2 protein-coding genes and 1 pseudogene are annotated in these 2,770 nt (G+C 73.5%); 1 reads left to right on the top strand and 2 read right to left on the bottom strand.

Annotation, left to right across the window (positions count from 1 at the left end; all coding sequences use genetic code 11):
- A pseudogene (locus tag JNW91_RS30915) lies at positions 1-569 on the top strand (putative RNA methyltransferase); the annotation flags it as partial.
- A gap of 2 nt (positions 570-571) precedes the next feature.
- Here the strand turns inward: JNW91_RS30915 and JNW91_RS30910 are convergent.
- Complete coding sequence (locus tag JNW91_RS30910) at positions 572-1,255, bottom strand: DUF4272 domain-containing protein (RefSeq protein ID WP_203178991.1); 684 nt, start codon at positions 1,253-1,255, stop codon at positions 572-574.
- A 111-nt stretch (positions 1,256-1,366) separates the two neighbouring features.
- Positions 1,367-2,650 (bottom strand): thymidine phosphorylase, encoded by a 1,284-nt coding sequence (locus tag JNW91_RS30905; RefSeq protein WP_203178990.1) that lies wholly within the window; start codon positions 2,648-2,650, stop codon positions 1,367-1,369.
- Between the last annotated feature and the right edge of the window lie 120 nt (positions 2,651-2,770).

Raw genomic sequence — 2,770 nt, 5'->3', positions numbered from 1 at the left:
CCCCTGGTGTGGATGCCGGCGCCGGCACCGGCCGGTACCTCGCGGCGGTGCTGGCGGCGCTGCCCGACGCCGTGGGTCTGGCCCTGGACGTCTCCAAGCCGGCGCTGCGCCGCGCGGCCCGGGCGCATCCACGGGCGGCCGCGGCGCTCGCCGACACCTGGCAGCGGCTGCCCCTGGCCGACGGCTCGACGGCCGTGCTGCTGAACGTCTTCGCCCCGCGCAACGGGCCGGAGTTCCACCGGGTGCTCGACCCGGCCGGCACGCTGCTGGTGGTCACGCCCGCCGCCGACCATCTCACCGAACTGGTGGACGCCCTCGACCTGCTGCGGGTGGACCCGGACAAGGCCGACCGGGTGGCGGCCAGCCTGGGCAAGCACTTCACCCCGGTCAGCTCGACCGTGCACCGTGCCGAGCTGGCCCTGACCCGCACCGAGGTGGCCACCCTGGTCGGGATGGGTCCGAGCGCCTGGCACACCGACCCGGGCGCCCTCGCCGCCCGGGTGGCCGCGCTGCCCGAACCGGTCCGGGTGACCGTGGCGGTCCGGCTCGACGCCCACCGGCCCCGCTGAGCTCAGGTGGAGAGGTCCACCTCTTCCCAACCGGGCGGCTCGTCGTGGTACGGCCCGCGCAGGATCACCGCCCACTCCAGTGCCCACCGCCGCTGGCCGATGGCGTTCGCGTCGACCAGCCCCGGCGTTCGCCGGCCGCTGCGCTCGGTTTCCAGGTACGCCCAGTCCAGGCAGTAGTGCAGGTCGAGCAGTGCCGCCGCGTCCGCCGGGTGCTGCGGCGCGGTGAGGATCCGGGACCGCCAGCGCGGAAAGGTCTCCCCCTCGGCGATGTGCGGCAGCCGCTCCACCAGTCGCTCGTCCACGGCCAGGGTCGGGTCGAGCTGCTTGCTCAGACCCAGCACCCAGGCCAGCGCGAAGAGCGCGTCGTGGTGCAGCACGAACGAGCGGTGGTCGCCCTTGCCGCCCATCACGAACTGCCACTCGGGCGGAGTGACCATCTCGACCAGATGCGAACCGAGCAGCCAGCTCATCGCCGCCTGCGCCGGCATCCCGAAACAGCGGGCCAGGATCAGGTGCAGGACGGCGACCCGCGCCTCGATCTCCGGCGTCGGACGCAACTCGATCTCGTCACCCGGCTCCCACACGAGCGGAAACTGGGCCGGCGGCAACGGCAGGCCGAGCCGGGACAGCTCGTCCAGGCTCGCCTCGCGCACCTCACGCGGGTCGGGGGCAGGTACGACGGTCACGGGGCAACTTCCTGTCTGCTCGCGACGGCTCAACGCCGGCTGTCCCCCCTTGGCCTGCGAGAATAGCGCTCCCGGGTGACCGGCACCACGCCACCCCGACCCGGCGTCCGGTCAGCCGATCCGCTCGATGACCAGCGGCGTCGCCGTCGGCGCGGTCGGCGCGATCCGCACCGCGCGCGCCGCCTCCGCCAGCGCAGCCGGGACCCGCGTCGGGTCCTCCGCGCGCAGCTCGTAGAGCGGATCACCGGCCCGCACCGCGTCACCCGGACGCCGGTGCAGCACCACGCCGGCCGGAACGCTCACCGGGTCCTCCTTGCGGGCCCGGCCCGCGCCGAGCCGCCACGCCGCGACCCCCATGGCGTACGCGTCGACGGCCGCCACGTACCCGTCCTGCGCGGCGCGGACCACCTCGACCTCGTTGGCGGTCGGCATCGGCGCGTCCGGGTCGCCGCCCTGCGCCCGGATCATCGCCCGCCAGGAGTCCATCGCCCGGCCGTCGCGTAGCGCCGCCTCCGGATCGACGTCCGGCAGGCCGGCGGCGTCGAGCATCTCCCGGGCCAGGGCCAGCGTCAGCTCCACCACGTCGGCCGGTCCACCGCCGGCCAGCACCTCGACCGACTCGGTCACCTCGACGGCGTTGCCGATCGCCAGGCCGAGCGGGGTGGACATGTCGGTGAGCAGGGCGACCGTCCGCACGCCGTGCGCGCCCCCCAACTCGACCATCGTCCGGGCCAGCTCGCGCGCCTGGTCGACGGACTTCATGAAGGCCCCCGAGCCGACCTTGACGTCGAGGACCAACGCGCCGGTGCCCTCGGCGATCTTCTTGCTCATGATCGAACTGGCGATCAGCGGGATCGCCTCCACCGTGCCGGTCACGTCGCGCAGCGCGTACAGCTTGCGGTCGGCGGGGGCGAGCCCGGCGCCGGCCGCGCAGATCACCGCACCGACCTCGTCGAGCTGGGCGATGAACTCGTCGTTTCGCACCGAGGCCCGCCAGCCGGGGATGGACTCCAACTTGTCCAGCGTGCCGCCGGTGTGCCCGAGGCCGCGCCCACTGAGCTGGGGTACGGCAGCGCCGCACGCCGCCACCAGCGGGGTGAGCGGCAGCGTGATCTTGTCGCCGACGCCGCCGGTGGAGTGCTTGTCGACGGTGGGCCGGCGTACCGCCGAGAGGTCCAGGCGCTCACCGCTGGCGATCATCGCGGCGGTCCACCGGGCGATCTCCGGTCCGGTCATGCCGTTGAGCAGGATCGCCATGGCCAGCGCGGACATCTGCTCGTCGGCGACGACCCCCCGGGTGTACGCGTCGACCACCCAGTCGATCTGCGCGTCCGACAGCACGCCCCCGTCCCTCTTCACCCGAATAACGTCAACAGCAGCAAAGCCACTACTCATCAGAAGATCTTTCCTAGTCTCTGGAAATCCTGACCCACGGATCGACCGCACGCACCGAGGGATGGGGCCGACCTGCCCGGCGGAGGGATCAAGCCTGACCGCCCGGAGCCGGGCACGGTC

The organism is Micromonospora parastrephiae (assembly GCF_016802865.1).
GTDB lineage: Bacteria > Actinomycetota > Actinomycetes > Mycobacteriales > Micromonosporaceae > Micromonospora > Micromonospora parastrephiae.
Note: the sequence above shows the minus strand (reverse complement) of the source record. Positions and strands in the feature narration are given on the sequence as shown.